The sequence below is a fragment of the Streptomyces sp. NPDC023527 genome (assembly GCF_055560115.1).
The window spans coordinates 116,404-133,003 of the sequence record NZ_JBVHJJ010000013.1 but is presented as its reverse complement, the minus strand read 5'-3'; the positions used below and the strand labels follow the sequence as shown (position 1 = coordinate 133,003).

Below are 16,600 nucleotides of genomic sequence, written 5' to 3'. Positions count from 1 at the left end.
ATTCCCGGGCAGCGGGGCCCACGGCCGAAGTCGGCAGAGGGCGTTGTGCCGGCCTGTCACGGCCAGCCTTGCTCCACCTTGTCCGGGGCGGTGTTCCAGCTCTTGGGTATGAACGTGATCACGTAGGTTCCGCGGTCGAAGTCGGCGTATCCGGCAGACCAGTTCCGGAACTTGCTCTCGTGTATGTGCATGGGGCCCAGGGCGCTATTGGGCGAGTGATAGTGGTCGCCGTGGGTCCATGTGGTTTTGTCGGCATCCGCTTCCGTCTGAGCCCCAAACCAGCCGTAGTCGAAATTGACCCAGCCTTCGCCAGGGTTGATCGGACCACGCGGAATGCTTCTGTCCTTCGACATGTCGACCAGGCCGGTACTCCGGTCGGGGCGGAAGGCTTCCGGGTCGCCGTACTTCCTCTTGTCGGAGGAGCCCCGCTGGTCCTGCCCGCTCCAGAAGTGCTTCGAGTAGATCACCGCCTTCATCTTGGACGGGTCGTAGTTGCCTCCGTTTCTTTCCTTGAAGGACGGTGTATTCCTCAGCGCCGAGTAGAAGTTCGAGCGGGTGTCCTCGTGGAGCAGGGCATCATTTTTGTTCGTGAGGTCTGCCTTGAGTTTGTCGATGTAAGTCCCCTCGTCGTGGGCGTTTTCCAGGGCCTTGTTCATGATGGACGCCACATCACGCGCCCGCTTGAACCCCTTCCCCTCGTCGAAGCTGGCCTTGGCGATGCGACCCTCGAACTCCGCCCGCGTTTCATTGGGCCGGGGGCTGGTGTTGGCCAGGTTGTTCCTGTACTTGTTCTCGTCGAAGAACGCGAACGCCAATTTGTTCGTCGGGTAGGGGCCCGAATTGATCCACGTGACGCCGACGCAACCGTAGGACAGCCTTTCTCGCTGCTCTTCGGTCATCTGCTGTTTCTTGCCGTCGCGGTGACTGTAGACCTGCTGCCACTTGCGTATGTAGTTGTTGACGACCGTAGTGGCCCTGCCTCCGTAGGCCTGGTACGCGTCAGGCATCCTGTCGAGCGGCTCGGCGGGAGGGGTTTCCCTGTCGTCGACAGAGTCGGGGGTCCGGGAGGGTGTGCTGGCACCCGGAGGCAATTCCACCGGAGGCTTGCCAGGTTGACCCAGGGCCAGGGCCATTTCGTTCAGTGCGTTGATGTTCTTGACATCATCCGCCGTCAGGCCGTGCGTCACGGCGTAGGACTCTTTCTCCCTCCCATCGCCGCCGGCGGCCTGGCTGACCGCCGGCGTCAATCCAGCGGTGCATACGACCGCACCCACAGTGGCGAAGGCGAGAAATCTCCGACGTTTGTACATGGAAATCAATAACTCCCTTGTGGTGAAGGCTCGTGGAACGAGGGCATGCGAGAGCACGATGCATGGGAGGGGGTTGCGGCGAGACGAATGCGGGAGATGGCGCCGGCGGCGCGGTCTTCGCCGGTCATGACCGTGGTGGCCGTCGGCGGGCCGGGCGCGCGACTCGGTCGCCCGGTCGGGGACGCTCGCTACATCAGGGTCGTCGCCGAGGCGACGACGCGGGCCCGGCCCGGGTAATCGGGGTCGCCGTAGCGGACCTCGACGCGCGCGCGGGAGCGCATGAACGGGAAGTCGGCCCGCAGGCCGTCCAGTTCCATCCAGCGGAAGGGACTGTCGTCGCCTGTGTTGATCGTGGCACCGGTCGCCGGGGCGGGCGTGCCCGGGGCGGCTGCCTGGGCTCCCTGGGTGAGAGGCTGGGCGAGGGTCGTGGTCACGGCGAATGTGGTGAGGGTGCGGGGAGCGGTTCTGCGTATCACTTCTCGGCTCCTGGATGAGTGATCAGGTTGATACGAACAGTGATCGTGCCCCTGTGCTGACTCCCCGGCAACATCATGGCTTTCGAACCGGCCAACCTGTCACGCAGGGCGGTATCTGGCCGCTTGGTCGGCATCGACCTCTGACATGGCCTTCGCCGCTGGCGCGAACGGCTGCGTGGTCGGACTCGAGCAGCCGGTGGGCAAGGCGGAGTTGCCCGGCTCCTGGCTCGTCGACCTTTGCCACGTGACCTGTTCCGAGCGAAGCTTGGCAAGAAGCAGGGGGTGTTCGACAGTGAGTTACTGCCCAGTCCGTGCCCGCCGAAGGGCCCCGGCCTGCGGGCGCGAGCGGAGTGTGAGCGGACACCGTCGTGGGTCTGTTCCCGCCGCGCAGGAGTGCGACTCCGGGGGGATCCACTCCCGCGCGGCACGGACACCGGCGTCGGTTGCGCCCGGCCCCGGAAGACCTCGATGAGGCTGGCGTAAGGCAGGCTGGACTGCGGCGGCCGGGGCGGGTGCGGGTGCAGCGGACGTGGCGTCCGTGGCCAGGGCGAGGGAGGCCACGGCCAGCCCTGCGGCGGTGAGTGTGTCTGATCATGATGGGCGACAGCGCCCGGCGGCGCCGTCCCCTGAAGGAGTGGTGCCCGCCCTGGCGCAGCGCCCGCCGGGCCGGAGTGCGACGGCCTCACGGGGGTCTGGCCAGGTACGGCGCTCAGTCGCACCATTGTGACTGAGCACCCGAGTTGGCCACTGAGCGTTTCAGTTGGCCACTCTGGTTCAGAAGCGGTCAGCAAAGTCGTGAGCCGGGGCATGGTAGTTGGAACCTGGCCACGGGAGTTGGAACCAGTGCGGTCGGCGCCGACTGGGCTCACCTCCATGTCCGAGCCAGCCCCTGACCCTCGCATGCAGTCCTTGATCAACCAGCTCCGGCCGGGGGTCGTGAGAACGGTGAAGGTCGCCGAGGTCGACCTCCAGCGTCACCGGGTGCGGCTGGGCGCCGCTGAAGAAGCAGAAGAACCTAGTGAATGGGCATGCCGGTGCCCGATTCGATCTTCTCGATGAGGGCGTCGCCATGCTGACAGAGGAGTCCGCGTAGGGCCGTGTAGTGGTTCGAATATGCGGCGAAGTGGCTTACGCGGCAGCGTCACTACGCAGTGGCCGTGAGGATGGCGATCCCCTCACTTGAGCGACTGGCAAATGTCCTCGTTCTGGCCTGGTCGCGCCGGATCAGCCCGGAGTGATCACATCGGTGCCTACTCCTACACGGTTCATGGGGTTAGGCTGCCGCTTCGTCAGTGACAACGGCACGGAGGTCGATGTGGGCTTCGCAGCTGACGGGAGCGGAGTCTTCGACCTCTGGCGGCTACGCCGGTACGGGCTGAGCCTGCCGGAGACTGTTGATGTCACGGATGAGGACCTGCGGTCCGCAGTGCGGTCGCTGCAACCGCTTCTGACCGAGGTGCGGGTAGCCAACTGATCGCCCGGGCCGGCCCGCTTGGCCCACTGGCCCTGCTCCCATGGCCTCCGTCAAGAAGGCGTTCCCTGCCTCTCTTTCGGTGTTTCCAGTCAGCCTCACCCCTTGTTCTTCTGGGCCGCCCTGCGAACGTCTGAGAATATCTGCATCCATCCCGCACAGAACAGGGAGAAGAGGGCGATGCGTGCACGCAATGCAGCTCTGGGTCTCGCAACGGCGCTGCTAATCGGCCTGAGCGGAGGGGTCGCCGAGGCGGTCACGCCCACCACGACGCCGACCGTAACTGGCTCTCGTCTGATAATCGACAGCTACTACTACTTCAACAACAACGCGGAGCGTGCGGATGCGGAAGTACGCTGCGGTGCGCGTCGGGCGTACGGCGTCGCCCAGGGCTGGTGGGCCAACGGATTCTGCAAGGACATCGGCTCCCCCACCATAGCCCTGTACGTCTTCCCTAACTGATAGTTTCAGCATGACTTGACCTGCGAGCCTTGCACTCGCCGATCTCGGTCGGCAGGGTATCCGGGTGCGTGCTGATCTTGTTCCGGACGACCTGTGGGAGCGGGTGGCCCTGCTCGACGCCGTCCCACCGATCCGCGGGCCTGCGGGGACGCCCCCGCCGCAAGTCCCGGCGCCTGTATGCCGACTGCGGCTACGACTTCGACAAGTGCCGCCGCTTGCTGTGGAAGCGCGGCATCAAACCGCTGATCGCCCGACGCGGTGTCGCCCGTGGTTCCGGACTGGGCAAGGTGCGCTGGGCGGTCGAGCGCGCATTCGCCTGGCAGCACCGGTTCAAACGACTTCGCACCCGCTAACGTCATCTCCCCTGAGCCCGCGGCTGAAGGGATTGTTCCACGGGGCCGCCAGCGTCTGTCTCCGCAGAACAACGTAGGGATCAGTTAGTCGGATGGTGTCCGGTTCATGAGGGTCTGTCAGGTGGGAAGCCCTGGGAGTAAGACAGTGCCGGAGAGCCCCGGATCCCGAACCGGAGAAGAGGTACCACCCGTCATGAACGGGGACGTACATCTGCTGGATCCGCTGGCCCCGACTTTACGTCGTGATCGAAGGCGTCCGGTAAGAGGTCGAACCGGCCGTAGCCGACAGTCCGGTCAGCGCGCTGTCCCGCGCCTGGTGCGCTGGCTGTGGGGGTCGAGTGCATGTACCCCTTCCGGCGCGTCACGGTGCAGAACCGTGCTGTAGGACGTACGGGGGTTCGCTGGCTGTGTGAGACATCCCTCTCCCGTCGTCGTGGCGCTGGTGGCCTGGAGAGGTTGACCATGTAGTCATGACCTCCTCGCCCCGCCCGCCGCACGTCGATGGCCGACCGGATCCGATGGACGGGACTACCGCGCTCGGTGGAGAGCCCGCACCCGCCCGCGGGTACCTGCTGGACAACGCACGCGCCGAGGCGGGCGAGCGATTCGTTTGGCTGGCCGAGCTGTTCGACGGTGTGACGCGCGGGCACTTCGATCGACTGGGGGTCAGGGCTGGTTCGCTCTGCTGGGAAGTGGGGGCCGGTGGCCCCAGTATCCCGGAGGCGCTCGCGGCGGCCGTCGGTCCGACCGGGCACGTGCTGGCCACGGACATCGACCCGTCGTGGCTGAAGGCAGGCGACGGGTACGAGGTGCGCCAGCACGACGTCGCCGCTGATCCGCCCCCGGAGCCGGGGATGTTCGATCTGGTGCACGCCCGGCTCGTGCTGGTCCATGTACCCGACCGGGCTCGCGCGTTGGCCACGATGGCGGCAGCGCTACGGCCCGGCGGCTGGCTGCTGGTCGAGGACGCCGATACCGCTCTGCAGCCACTGGCATGCCTGGACGACAGCGGCCCTGCGCAGCGGCGGGCCAACCGGCTGCGCGATGCGGTCCGGGAGCTGCTTTCGCGCCGCGGCGCGGACCTGCGCTACGGCCGGACACTGCCGCGGGCATTGCGTGAGGCCGGCTTGGTAGATGTCGCCGCGGCGGGCTCTTTCCCGGTCGGCGGGCTGGCCTGCGACCGGCTGGAGGCGGCGACCATCCGGCACGTGCGCGGCGAGCTGCTCGCGGCCGGCCTGGCCGACGACGCCGAGATCGACGCGCACCTGGCCGCCATCCACGCGGGCGAACTCGACCTGACACTCGCGCCGCTGATCTCGGCCTGGGGACGCCGTCCAGCCGAGCACCCGCCGGTACTCGGTTAGGTGCGGATCCAGGCGTTGTCCGACCTGCCCACAGCGCTGTTCGTCGAGGGAGGCCAGGCAGCTCGCGCAGGTGCGCGCTGCGCGTCACCGGAGCTGGGGCCAGCCCGCGCACGGGCTCCGAAGATCATGGAGTTCTCGACGCCCCGTGATCCGAGTGGAAGAACGTGCCTTGACAGCCGGAACACCGAATATCAGCGGCTGCGTCCGCTGGGTCAGGCGACCGCGCGTCAGCTGCGGCTGGTGATGATGCGTCATCGCCGACCACCGCCCCGCCGCCTCGTGCGGAAGCCGGGTCCACCCGCAGGTTCGCCTTGCCGCGGCCCCCGCCACCCGGGGGCTTTCCGTTTGCAGCTGCCGACCACAACCACCAGTGCCTCCAGATAACCCTCTGGGCTGCGGGAATGCTGAGTTTCAAGACGTTGATGAGCATTTTCCGGTCACCGACCGTGAAGTTGGTAATGGGATCCATTTTCAGATAGCGTCGGGTCCGCACCGACCGGAGAGGACCCCCGTACCCATGGCCGTACCCAAGCGGAAGATGTCCCGCAGCAACACCCGCCACCGCCGAGCCCAGTGGAAGGCGGTCACACCGCCGCTCGTGCCGGTCACCGTCGACGGCGTCGCCCATCTGGTGCCGCAGCGCCTGGCCAAGGCCTACGAGCGCGGTCTGCTGCACCCCGAGGACTGACGGGCATGAGCGGACGACTGCCCGTGACCGTCCTGTCCGGCTTCCTCGGAGCCGGCAAGACCACCTTGCTCAACCACGTGCTGAGCAACCGCGAGGGCCTGCGCGTCGCGGTCATCGTCAATGACATGAGCGAGATCAACATCGATGCCGCGCTCGTGCGCGGCGGCGAGGCCGCCCTGTCGCGGACCGAGGAGCGCCTGGTCGAGATGACCAACGGGTGCATCTGCTGCACCCTGCGCGACGACCTGCTGGAGGAGGTCGACCGCCTCGCCCGCGAGGACCGCTTCGACCATCTCCTGATCGAGTCCAGCGGCATCTCCGAACCGATGCCCGTGGCGGCGACCTTCGCTTTCCCTCGCGACGACGGGGCCATCCTCGGTGACCTTGCGCGCCTCGACACCATGGTGACGGTCGTCGACGCCGCCAATTTCCTGCCGGAACTGGAAGGAGGGGACGGGCTCGCGGAGCGCGGGCTCGACCAGTACGAGGATGACGAGCGCACCGTCAGCGACCTGCTGATGGATCAGATCGAGTTCGCCGACGTCATCGTGCTCAACAAGCTCGACCTCGTCGACGCGGAGAGCGCCGAACGGCTACGGGCCGCCCTCAGCCGGCTCAACCCGCCGGCCCGGATCGTGGCCGCCACCCGCGGGCGCGTGGCCCTCGGCGACGTCCTCGGGACCGGACTGTTCGACCTGGAGCGTGCACAGCAGGCTCCGGGCTGGGTCATGGAGCTCAACGGGGACCACGTCCCGGAGACCGAGGAGTACGGCATCTCCAGCACGGTCTTCCGCTCGGACGTGCCGTTCCACCCGGTCCGCCTGTGGGAGTTCGTCACCGAAGGCCTCGACAGCGGGGCCTACGGCCGGATCCTGCGTTCCAAGGGCTTCTTCTGGCTGGCCGACCGCCCTCGGGTGACCGGCCTGTGGTCGCAGGCCGGCTCCGTCGCCCGCTTCGAACCCTCAGGCGCCCGGGACGCGGACGCGGACAGTACGCAGGGCCAGGAGCTGGTCTTCATCGGCACCGGCCTGCGCGCCGAGCAACTCCGGGCCGCCCTGGCCGGCTGCCTCATGCAGGACGGCGAAAGCCTCCCGGTCGCCGTTCCCCGCGTGGGACACCTACGGAATCGACGACGCCTGCGAGCACGAGCACCCCGCGCTCGTCACGCGGGACTGAGGCCCCCGGGCCGGGCAGTGGTCGCAGCCACGGCACTGCCCGGCCCGGTACATCCCGCTCGGCGGCACCGGTGCGGGTGCTGACCGGGGAGCTGGTAATGGTTCGCCGACTGACGAGCGGGGACGTGCTGGCGCCACCAGCGGGTTCCGCCTGCTCCGCGAGTACGTGCACTACACGGTGGGAGCATCGGCGGACTGTACAGAACGACAGGCGGTCGCCACGCCTGGCCGACGGTTCAGCACTTTAGATGGGGTGCCTACAGATCCACACCCAGTGGGAAGTCAAGTGCCCCACTACCGCATGCACCAGCACCAGTGGCTCAGGGCAGGGGAAATCTTCCCCGCTGTCATCGCCGTCATCGCCATCACGATAGAAGCACCTGTCGATGATGACTCGGTTGACCTTGTGTCCCTTGTCTTCGAGGAACTTCTTGGCGAACTCGTCAGGAGCCGCGAGAAACGCGGACTTTTCATCCGGACTCAGTTCAACGTTGAAGGTTTCTACCTCTTGCACCGACTCTTGCGGAGCCTCGCGTGTCATCTTCGCCATGGGTGCCACCTCACTGGGAATCAGTCTTTCATCGCGCGATCGGTATGAACGCGCAGACCGCGCCGAGCTTCGCCCTCGTGCGCGGTCACGCCGTCCACTCCACGGCGGTCGAGCCCTTCTTGGGCTGAGCCCTTCGCCTTTTCTGGTGCTTTACTTCAGTAGTAGAGCCACAGAGGGAAGAGGCTGCCGTTGACTGTGCATATCACTTCCCCGGCACCCTGCGCCGGATCTTGATTCGCCAAGGTTGCGACCTGGAATGGGTCTCCGCAATTTCCGTTCCAGTGCCATTGCTTGGCGTCTCGGCGAGCCGCGACGTTCCTCTTGTGTTCGGATGCTTCCTCCAGCGTGACGACCCTGTCTGTAGGAAGCTCCTCATAATCTCTGCTGCTCACGATGGCCCTCCTGTCTCGACACGTAGCTAAAGAATGCGCCGGTCGAAGTCGTTTCGCCACTCGCACCCCCTCAGCATGTCGGAGGTGGAAGTTGCGCAGGCGGAGGATCTCGCACACGGCATGGTGCACGCCGTCGCCTCTGAGGCGGCAGCCACGCATGAGTGGTCGTGGTGTTGCGCCAGGAGGCTGTCCGGCCACAGCGGACGACAAGAGGCAAAAGCAAAGGCAAGGAGATGCCACTCCTTGCCACTCTCAACTTATAACCCACCAGGGGGCTTGCGGCAAGACCCAGGTCGTACCGCAGAATCGGCGGCCGAAAGCCACAACCTGCGGGAATGGGGATGCGAAGTGCGAGTGTTGCTGACGACATGGGGGTCGCGCGGAGACGTCGAACCGCTGGCGGGGCTGGCGGTGGGGTTGCGGGAACTCGGCGCGGAGGTGCGGGTGTGCGCGCCGCCGGACGAGGAGTTCGCGGCGCTGCTGGCGCGTGTCGGTGTACCGCTGATCCCGCTCGGCCCGACGGTGCGCTCGGTGGTCGCCGGAACGAAGCCGCCGACGGCGGAAGACGCGTTCCGGCTCGCTCCGGAGCTGGTCGCCGCGCGGTTCGAGACGCTCACCGCGGCGGCCGAGGGATGTGACGCGTTGCTGGCGACCGGCCTGATGCCGGCCGGCGCACGGGACGTGGCCGAGAAACTGGGCATCCGCTACGTGCTCGCGTGCTTCCACATCTTCGGACTGCCGTCGCGGCATTTCCCTCCGGGGAGGCGGCCGGGCAAGCCGTCTCCGCAGGACGAGACCGACAACCGGGTGCTGTGGGAGCAGGACGCCCAGAGGGTGAACGCGTTGTACGGCGAGGCGCTCAACAGCCATCGGGCGGCGATCGGCCTGCCGCCGGTGGACAACGTCCGTGACCACGTCTTCACCGACCAGCCGTGGCTGGCGGCAGACGCGACGCTGTGTCCGTCGCAGGGCATGACGGACCTCGACGTCGTCCAGACCGGGGCGTGGATCCTGCCCGACGACCGTCCACTTCCGCAAGAGTTGGAGGCGTTCCTGGACGCCGGCGCACCGCCGGTGTACGTGGGCTTCGGCAGCATGGCCGCACACGCCCCGAAGGACATCGCCCGGGTGGCCATTGAAGCGATCCGCGCGCAAGGCCGCCGCGTACTCCTCGCCCGCGGCTGGGCCGGCCTGGCCCCGATCGACGACGTCGACGACTGCTTCGTCGTCGGCGAGGTCAACCAGCAGGCACTGTTCCGCCGGGTGGCCGCCGTCGTGCACCACGGCGGCGCGGGCACCACGACGACGGCCGCCCGGGCCGGCGCACCTCAGGTGGTCGTCCCCCGGATCGCGGACCAGCCGTACTGGGCCGCCCGAGTGGCCGAGCTGGGCATCGGCTCGGCTCACCACGGCCCGACGCCGACCTTCGACTCCCTGTCCGCCGCGCTCACCACGGCCCTGACGCCCGAGACCCGAGCACGGGCGCGGGCCGTGGCCGGCACGATCCGCACCGACGGGGCGACAGTGGCCGCGAAACTGCTGCTCGACGCAGCCGGCCAGGAAAGGGCGCCCGTGTCCGCGTGAACCACGCGGAATCGTCGAACCAGGCACCCGACGACCGAGTGGTTCAACGGCGGCGGCGCCGGCACAGCGCCGGGCACTGCCACGCTCCTACAGGACAGCCGCCGGACGCACGCGCCGTCAAGGAAAAGCACTGGGGCGAAAGGAGCCGCGTCCATGAGAATCCCCTCATGAGCGATATATCCGTGGCGGCAAGCGTCGACGAGCTGCTCGCCGCCCTCGATCCGTTGCCCCACCCCCGCCGCGTCCGGCGCATGGCCCTCCACGCAAGGGAACTGAGCGCGGCCGGAGGATTGGCCGCGGTGCTGGCCGAGCTGGCGGGACGCGGCGGGTACGAGCGGGGCCTCGCGGGTGTGGCCGCCCGGGCGGCCGCTGACGCCGACTGGTTGCGGACGCGGCTGACCGACCCCGATCCGTACGTACGCCGCCAGGCCGTGTCCGCCGTGCGCGCGGGCATCGTCCCGGACACCGCCGTGGTGGAGGCGTTCGACGACGCGCCCGCCGTCGTACGGCGAGAGCTGATAGGCGCCGTCGTCACCGGACGGCGCACGGCGCTCGCCGACGCCCTCGTGCGGCCCCTCCGCGCGCGCTGGGGCGAGGTGGAGGCGGCCGGGCTGCTGCCCGCGTGCGGGCCCGGCACCGTCGCGGAACTGCTGCCCGAGCTCTTCCCTGACGTCACGGGACTCCCCTCCGTCCGCAAGTGGGCGGCGCTCACCCGCCGTCACGTCGACGTCGTCCTCGACGAGGTGGAACGCCGGCTCACCGCCGAGCCGGAAGCACGGCGGCAGGACTGGTGGCAGTCGCACGGGGCGTGCGTGGCGGCGGCCGTCGCCCATGCGCCTGAGCGGGTGTTCGATCTGCTGGAGCGCCTGTGCCATGGGCCGCTGCCCTGGCCCCTCCGCGACGCCCTCGGCGGCCTGATGACCGCGGACCCGGGCCGCACGGTCCGGCTGCTGCTCGCGCCGCGGCGCGAACCGGCGGAACGTCTCACGCTGACGCTGTCCGCGCTGCGCACCCTCGTCCGCGGGGACCCGCCGGAACTCGCCGTGTTCGCCCGGGCCGTGAGCCATGACGAGCGCGCGTTCGCCCGCCTTCTGTACCAGCTGCCGCCCTCCCGCCGGGCCGACTGCTTCGACACCGCGATGGCCGGACGGGACGCGGAACCGTCCCTGCCGCCCGAGCGCGTTCTCGCCTCTCTTCCCAGGGTGCGGCGCGAGGCCGAGGCTCGGCGGATGGCCGACCGGGCACGTCGCGGAGCCCGGTGGCGTACGGTCCTGGAATGCGTCGCGTATCTGCCGCCCGCGGAAGCGGGGGAGGAGCTGTGGACCGCGACCCGTGACCCGGCGGAGAGGGAACGGGCGGAGGGGTACCGGCTTCTGTTCCTCAATGCCGCCCGCTCGGGCGACCCTTCCGTCGTCACCGACCGGCTCGCCCGCTGCACAGGGCTGCGTGAGGAACAGGAACTCGTACGCGGGCGCGCCCTGTACGCGATCGCCGCCATCCCCTCCGCGCTGTTCGCCGAGGAGGCGGCACCTCACCTGGAACGTCTCGCGGCCGACGCGCTGGAGGCCGCCGACTGTTCGTGGGACAGCCGCCACGCACTGGGCGGCCTGGCCGTGTCCCTGCTGCGTGACGCGGACGTGGCGGGGCTCGGGGGCGGGGCCGGCCGCGGGGAGCTGAAGGACTGGGCGCTGCGCACCCTGAAGCGGCTCCCGGACACCGCGCCACCGCGGCCCTTCGCCGTGCGGCACGGGCGTGAACACGAGGCGTTCGAGGCGCTGCGCCCCGAACTGGAAGCGCGTGCGCGGGCCGCGGACTTCACGGACGTCCTCGCGCTGGCCTCGCGCCTCGGCGAGCGCGCGTACGCGGTTCAGGGCCTGCAGGACCTCCTGTGGCGAGCGGTCCGCGACGGCGATCAGGACACCGCGGGCAAGGCGGCCGTCCTATGGCTGCGCGACCCGAGGACGCACGACGAACGGCTGGCCGCACTCCTCACCCTCGACGCCTCCTTCGCCACCCTGCCGTCCATCGGCCGCACGCTGGCGTACCGCCGTACGGATCTGCTGGACCTCGTCCTCGGCGACACACCCCCGTACGGGCGCCTCCTGCCCGAGGGCGACCCCTGGCTGCCGCCCGTCGGCCGGGCGGCACGCCGTTGGCTGCCACGTCAGCAGGCCATGGCGGCCCGCTCGTTGGCCCGCGTCGCCGACGACACCCGGCTCCCCGATGGCCTGCGCGCACGGGCGGTCGCGCCGGCCGCGTGGCTCCCGGGGAACGGGACCGGGATCCTGCTGCGGCACGCCGCCTCCGGGAACACGGCGGTCGCCGAGGCCGCGCTCGCCGCGCTGGCCAGGACGGAGCGTCCGCACGAGCACCTGTCCACGCTGCTCGCCCACGCAGAGGGGAGCCGCTCCAGGATCGCGATGGCCGCGGCACGGCGCGCGGCGCGCCACGTCCCGCCCTCCGTACTGGCCGGGGCTCTGCGCCCGCCGCTGCTCGACGGGGGCGACACGCGGGTGACCAGCCAGGAGGAAGCGGCGCGGATCGCGGCGGCCCTGCTTCCCGTGCGGGAGGCCGCGGTCCTGCTCCGGGACGTGTACGCCCATTCCCGTCACCAGGACGTGCGGGCCGTCTGTCTGGCGCTCACGACGGGGCTGCTGGCATGCGAAGAGGCCTGGGAGACGGTGGAGACGGCGGCCGCCGGACGGCGCGAGGAGCGAGTGGCGGTGCTCGGGGTCCGGTCGCCCGACGTGCCGGAGCACCACCGCCACCGCTACGCCCGGCTGGTCGCCGCCCTGTGCCGTTCCGACGACCGCGAGGTCGTCCTCCACGGATACCGGGCGCTGGCCGAATGGTCGGGCCGGATCGGGCCCGAGCCCGGAACCCTGGCCGCCGCCGTCACCGACCTGGAGAACCGCGACACCTGGTCGACGGCCGCCGGGGCGCTCTGCGCCATGGCCACCGATCCCCCCACCGGCACACCGGACGTGGCTCCCCTCATGGAGACGCTCGCCGCGCTGATCGCCGCCGACGCCCGCGCGGGCACGCCCGACGCGGCCACCGACCGCGACCGCCCGGCCCGCCGACGGGTCGAGCACATGGTCGACATCCTCACCCCGTACAGCACCCGACGCGCCCGCGTCAGCGCGCCGGTCGCCCGCGAGATCGCCGATCTGCTCGCGGGCCACCCGGACTTCACCTCCCTCGCGGTGCGGATGCTCCTCCACACCTTCGATCCGGACGCCGGGGCGGACACGCTGACAGCCGCACTGACGCACTTGGCCGAGGTGCACGAAGGCCGCCCGGCGCTCGCCGCCCCTACGGCCGCCCACCTCCGCCGGGCCCTGCGGTCGCGGAACGGCGACGCCGAGGCGTTCGCCCACGCGGCACGGACACTGGTCGACGACGGGGGTTACGCCGCCGGACTGTTCGCGGTCGCCCTCACCGAGGTCGGTGGCGACCGAGCCGATTGGGCGTCGCCCTGGCGCGAACATGTACGCGCACTGCGCCGGCATGCCCACCCGGACGTCCGTGAGGAGGCGTTCGCCCTGGTCACGGCCTATGAGTGACCGTCACCGACTGCGCTGAGGGCCCGGACGGGCCCTCAGCGGCCTGCCGTGGGTGCCGTCGCCCGGTCGGCACATCTCGGACATGTGCACCGGCCGCAGGATCCGCCGCATCGCACCCCCGTGGGTGCGGGCCGTGGAGCTGTGCGGGTGAGGCGTGCCCATGTGCGGTCGCGGGTACGCGTGGCGCGGACGCCGGACCTGGTAGAGGTGTGTGGCTGTGGAAGCCATGACGGATCGGATCGCCGAGCCTTGGGGTGTGCGTACGCCGTACGGACCGGGCAGTGCCTGGCCGGCCCGCACCGACACGCATTTGCGGGAGGGCCTGGCGCCCGGGGACGTCGAGCGGTGGGTGCGGTCGGCGTCGATTCTGCACTCCAACGGTGACGCGATGGACATCGCGGTGGCGGGGAACCGGATCGTGGGGGTGCGGGGGCGTGCGGGGGACCGGGTCAACCGCGGTCGGCTGGGCCCCAAGGACCTCTTCGGCTGGCAGGCCAACGCGTCCCCGGACCGACTCACCCGGCCGCTGGTCCGCGACGGTGGGCGGCTCGTGGAATCCGACTGGGACACGGCCATGGGCCGGGTCGTGGCCGGGTCGAAGGAGCTGCTGGAGCAGCGGGGGCCGGGTTCGCTCGGTTTCTACACCACCGGCCAGCTCTTCCTGGAGGAGTACTACACCCTGGCAGTCATCGCCCGGGCCGGCATCGGTACCAATCACCTGGACGGCAACACCCGCCTGTGCACGGCGACCGCCGCGGAGGCGCTGAAGGAGACGTTCGGTTGCGACGGCCAGCCCGGTTCGTACGCGGACGTCGATCACGCCGACGTCATCGCGCTGTTCGGGCACAACATGGCGGAGACACAGCCGGTGCTGTGGATGCGGGTCCTGGACCGCCTCGCGGGAAGCGCACCGCCCCGTCTGGTCTGCGTGGACCCCCGGCCCACCCCCGTCGCCCGCCGCGCCACGGTCCATCTGGCGCCCCGGGCGGGGACCAACGTCGCGCTGCTGAACGCCCTGCTGCACGAGACCATCCGCAGGGGCCGCGTCGACGAGGCGTACGTACGGGCGCACACGGTGGGCTTCGACGAACTGGCGGCCCGCGTGGAGAAGTGCGACCCGGCGTGGGCGGCGCGGATCTGCGACGTGCCGGCGCCGGAGATCGAGCGGGCCGCCGAGGTCATCGGCGGTGCCGAGCGGCTGCTGTCGACGGTTCTGCAGGGGGTCTACCAGTCGCACCAGGCCACCGCCGCGGCCGTGCAGGTCAACAACCTGCACCTGCTGCGCGGCATGCTGGGCCGCCCCGGCTGCGGCGTACTGCAGATGAACGGCCAGCCCACCGCTCAGAACACCCGCGAGTGCGGCGCCGACGGCGACCTGCCCGGCTTCCGGAACTGGCAGAACGACGCGCACGTCGCCGACCTGGCGAAGGTGTGGAACGTGACGCCGGAGAGCATCCCGCACTACGCGCCTCCCACCCATGCCATGCAGATCTTCCGCTACGCCGAGCAGGGCTCCGTGCGGATGCTGTGGATCAGCGGCACCAACCCGGCCGTCTCCCTGCCCGAACTCGCCCGGATCCGGCGGATCCTCGCCCAAGAGCGCCTGTTCGTCGTCGTCCAGGACCTGTTCCTGACGGAGACCGCGCAGCTGGCCGACGTCGTGCTGCCGGCCGCCACCTGGGGCGAGAAGACCGGAACCTTCACCAACGCCGACCGCACGGTGCACCTGTCCGACAAGGCCGTCGACCCGCCCGGCGGGGCCCGGCCCGACCTGGACATCTTCCTCGACTACGCCGCCCGCATGGACTTCCGCGACAAGGACGGCGGCCCGCTGATCACCTGGCGGGACGCGGAATCGGCGTTCGAGGCGTGGAAGCGGTGCAGCGCGGGCCGCCCGTGCGACTACACCGGCCTGACCTACGAGAAGCTGCGCGGCGGCAGCGGCATCCAGTGGCCCTGCAACGAGCAGGCCCCGCAGGGCACCGAGCGCCTCTACACCGGCGGCATCACCTGGGCCCACCCCGACGTGTGCGAGAGCTACGGCAAGGACCTGGTCACCGGCGCCTCCGTCGAACCGGTCGAGTACCGCTCCCTCAACCCCGACGGCAAGGCCGTCCTCAAAGCCGCCGGCTACCTGCCCCCGCATGAGGACACCTCACCGGACTTTCCCCTCCAGCTCATCACCGGCCGCACGCTCTACCACTTCCACACCCGTACGAAAACCGGCCGTGCCCCGCAACTGAACGCCGCCGCCCCCGAGGTGTGGGTGGAGCTCTCCGCCGCCGAGGCCGCGACGCGGGGGCTCGGCGAGGGCGACGTGGTGGAGGTGACCACCGCTCGCGGCGCCGTCCGCGGCCGGCTGCGGGTCACCGCCATGCGCGACGGCACGGTCTTCCTGCCCTTTCACTACGGCTACTGGGACACGCCCGGGGGCCACCGCCCGTCCGAGGGCGCCGGGCGCGCGGCGAACGAGACCACCGTCACCGACTGGGACCCCGCCTCCAAGCAACCGCTGTTCAAGACCGCCGCCGCCCGGATCGCCCTCGTCGAACGCGGCGACGGCACCCCCGCCCCCGCGCCGACCACCACCGCGTCCGCACCGGCCGTACCCGGCAGCGTCCCGCCCACGACCGGCGGCCCCGACGCGTACGCCGTCCACACGACGGCCGGGGCCGTGGAGGAGGGCCGACCGTGAAGGGCATCACCTTGACGCTGCGCGCGCTGCACCACGGTGAGCGGTCTCTGGAGAGGGACCTGCTCGCGGCGGTTCAGCGCCACCGTACCGAGCACGAGATCCACCACGTGGCCACCGACCTCGCCCGCTGGTCCCGTGAGCACGTGGCCCGGCTCGCCGACACCGCCCGGCACTACGGTCTCGATCTCGCCGGACCCGATGGCCAGGCGCCCCCCGGCATCCTGGCCACCGTGCGCGAGAAGACGGCCGAAGCCCTCGGCCGACGCCCCGAACCGGGACTCCTCCTCCTGCACGATCTGCGCGACCTCTACCTCTCCGCCTCCGGCAACTCGGTCCACTGGGAGATGCTCGCCCAAGCCGCGCAAGCCACCAGGGACAACCGGCTCCTGGAGACCGCCTCGTCCTGCCACCCGGAAACGCTCCGGCAGATCCGCTGGACCAACACCATGATCAAGAACCTCGCACCGCAGGTGCTGTCGAGCGTCTGACGCCGCGCCGACCAGGGCGAGGACCT

General features: G+C 70.0%; 11 protein-coding genes and 3 pseudogenes. 11 read left to right on the top strand and 3 right to left on the bottom strand.

Translation table 11 applies throughout. From position 1 onward, the window contains the following. Positions 1–56 precede the first annotated feature (56 nt). Positions 57–1,310 (bottom strand): protein-glutamine gamma-glutamyltransferase, encoded by a 1,254-nt coding sequence (locus tag ACZ303_RS24845; protein WP_467342492.1) that lies wholly within the window; start codon positions 1,308–1,310, stop codon positions 57–59. A gap of 188 nt (positions 1,311–1,498) precedes the next feature. Continuing rightward, positions 1,499–1,786 carry a hypothetical protein gene (locus ACZ303_RS24840; protein WP_467342491.1) on the bottom strand — a complete coding sequence of 96 codons (288 nt, stop codon included), beginning with the start codon at positions 1,784–1,786 and terminating at the stop codon, positions 1,499–1,501. 123 nt (positions 1,787–1,909) lie between these two features. On the opposite strand from ACZ303_RS24840, the pseudogene ACZ303_RS24835 reads away from it, so the two are divergent. From ACZ303_RS24835 to ACZ303_RS24805, 7 genes and pseudogenes are all read left to right on the top strand, one after another. Next, positions 1,910–2,113: pseudogene (locus ACZ303_RS24835) on the top strand (hypothetical protein); the annotation flags it as partial. Between the two features lie 940 nt (positions 2,114–3,053). Beyond that, positions 3,054–3,260 (top strand): DUF6896 domain-containing protein, encoded by a 207-nt coding sequence (locus tag ACZ303_RS24830; protein WP_467342489.1) that lies wholly within the window; start codon positions 3,054–3,056, stop codon positions 3,258–3,260. 177 nt (positions 3,261–3,437) lie between these two features. Next, on the top strand, positions 3,438–3,719 hold the full coding sequence (locus ACZ303_RS24825) for a hypothetical protein (protein WP_467342487.1): 282 nt from the start codon (positions 3,438–3,440) through the stop codon (positions 3,717–3,719). A 109-nt stretch (positions 3,720–3,828) separates the two neighbouring features. Then, a pseudogene (locus ACZ303_RS24820) lies at positions 3,829–4,069 on the top strand (IS5/IS1182 family transposase); the annotation flags it as partial. A gap of 521 nt (positions 4,070–4,590) precedes the next feature. Continuing rightward, complete coding sequence (locus ACZ303_RS24815; RefSeq protein WP_467342676.1) at positions 4,591–5,436, top strand: methyltransferase domain-containing protein; 846 nt, start codon at positions 4,591–4,593, stop codon at positions 5,434–5,436. A gap of 517 nt (positions 5,437–5,953) precedes the next feature. Next, the gene (rpmF, locus tag ACZ303_RS24810; RefSeq protein ID WP_467342485.1) at positions 5,954–6,124 is read left to right on the top strand and encodes a 50S ribosomal protein L32; all 171 of its coding nucleotides are present in this window, start codon (positions 5,954–5,956) and stop codon (positions 6,122–6,124) included. A 5-nt stretch (positions 6,125–6,129) separates the two neighbouring features. Beyond that, positions 6,130–7,300 (top strand): annotated as a pseudogene (locus tag ACZ303_RS24805) (GTP-binding protein). A gap of 243 nt (positions 7,301–7,543) precedes the next feature. Here the strand turns inward: ACZ303_RS24805 and ACZ303_RS24800 are convergent. Continuing rightward, entirely contained in the window at positions 7,544–7,849 is a 306-nt protein-coding gene (locus ACZ303_RS24800) for a hypothetical protein (protein ID WP_467342483.1), read from the bottom strand. A 740-nt stretch (positions 7,850–8,589) separates the two neighbouring features. On the opposite strand from ACZ303_RS24800, the gene ACZ303_RS24795 reads away from it, so the two are divergent. The 4 genes from ACZ303_RS24795 (at position 8,590) to ACZ303_RS24780 (ending at position 16,574) form a co-directional block, all read left to right on the top strand. Beyond that, positions 8,590–9,825 carry a glycosyltransferase gene (locus tag ACZ303_RS24795; RefSeq protein WP_467342481.1) on the top strand — a complete coding sequence of 412 codons (1,236 nt, stop codon included), beginning with the start codon at positions 8,590–8,592 and terminating at the stop codon, positions 9,823–9,825. A 167-nt stretch (positions 9,826–9,992) separates the two neighbouring features. Continuing rightward, positions 9,993–13,391: a hypothetical protein gene (locus ACZ303_RS24790; RefSeq protein ID WP_467342480.1), complete on the top strand. Its 3,399-nt coding sequence runs from the start codon at positions 9,993–9,995 to the stop codon at positions 13,389–13,391. A gap of 217 nt (positions 13,392–13,608) precedes the next feature. Beyond that, positions 13,609–16,086, top strand: a complete 2,478-nt coding sequence (locus tag ACZ303_RS24785; RefSeq protein WP_467342479.1) for a molybdopterin oxidoreductase family protein — start codon at positions 13,609–13,611, stop codon at positions 16,084–16,086. Beyond that, entirely contained in the window at positions 16,083–16,574 is a 492-nt protein-coding gene (locus ACZ303_RS24780) for a hypothetical protein (protein ID WP_467342478.1), read from the top strand. Before ACZ303_RS24785 ends, ACZ303_RS24780 begins: the two co-directional genes overlap by 4 nt. Positions 16,575–16,600 lie beyond the last annotated feature (26 nt).